The sequence below is a fragment of the Rhodococcus sp. YH1 genome, assembly GCF_009939605.1.
In the GTDB taxonomy this organism is placed as follows: Bacteria; Actinomycetota; Actinomycetes; order Mycobacteriales; family Mycobacteriaceae; genus Rhodococcus; species Rhodococcus aetherivorans.
Map to the genome: position 1 here is coordinate 1 of NZ_WVTE01000208.1, position 279 is coordinate 279.

Sequence of the window (279 nt, forward strand, 5' to 3'; positions counted from 1 at the left end):
GGGTTCGAGCCAGGCCCGAGCCCGCTCGAGCAGCATGCCGAGTTCGACGTCGGTGTGGGCGGAGCCGAGGTGTTTGACGATCTCCTGCCGGCCGCCCACGTAGCGGGCGATCTGCACGGCTGTGGCCCCGGACTTGGTGCGCACCTTCCTGACAAACACCACTCGCCGAGCCTAGAACCAGAGCCGTTAGTGCGTGAAATCAGAGACCGATCCCGACGAGAACCAGCAGGTCACAGACGTGAGCCGTCGATCATCCCGAAAACGTGAGCCAACTCGGGT

At 64.2% G+C, this 279-nt stretch carries 1 pseudogene; it reads right to left on the reverse strand.

The annotated features are described in order from the left end of the window. Window positions 1–162 (reverse strand): annotated as a pseudogene (locus AIIKEEIJ_RS34330) (IS1634 family transposase); the annotation flags it as partial. Window positions 163–279 lie beyond the last annotated feature (117 nt).